This is a genomic window from Caballeronia sp. LZ029, from assembly GCF_031451275.1.
GTDB classification, from domain to species: Bacteria; Pseudomonadota; Gammaproteobacteria; order Burkholderiales; family Burkholderiaceae; genus Caballeronia; species Caballeronia jiangsuensis.
The window spans coordinates 1-317 of sequence record NZ_JARUXO010000080.1; the positions used below are offsets into that span (position 1 = coordinate 1).

The following is a 317-nucleotide window of genomic DNA, read 5'->3' on the forward strand; positions in this document are numbered from 1 at the left end:
GTGCAGAACGAGAGCAATACGGAGTACTTCCAGCAGGCCAGCGGCATCCCGAAGCCGGTCGTTCCCGCCATGACCTTCGACGGCCGCTGGAGCGTCGGCGCCCACCGCGCCGCCGCGCCAATCGCCACCGACACGCATCTGACGCTGTTCGGCTGGGGCGTGCCGACGGTATCGAAAGGACGTGGCGACGCTCACTGATCCGCGCCGCGCGGGTCGGACGACGCGCCGATTGCGAACCACAACGCCGGAATAGCGCTTCGCGCTCATCCGTTTGAAGGTGACGAAACCACTGACGGCGTCATGCCGAAGGAGTCACC

General features: G+C 66.6%; 1 pseudogene. It reads left to right on the forward strand.

The window, feature by feature from the left end:
• Nucleotides 1-198 (forward strand): annotated as a pseudogene (locus QCE73_RS34135) (hypothetical protein); the annotation flags it as partial.
• Nucleotides 199-317 lie beyond the last annotated feature (119 nt).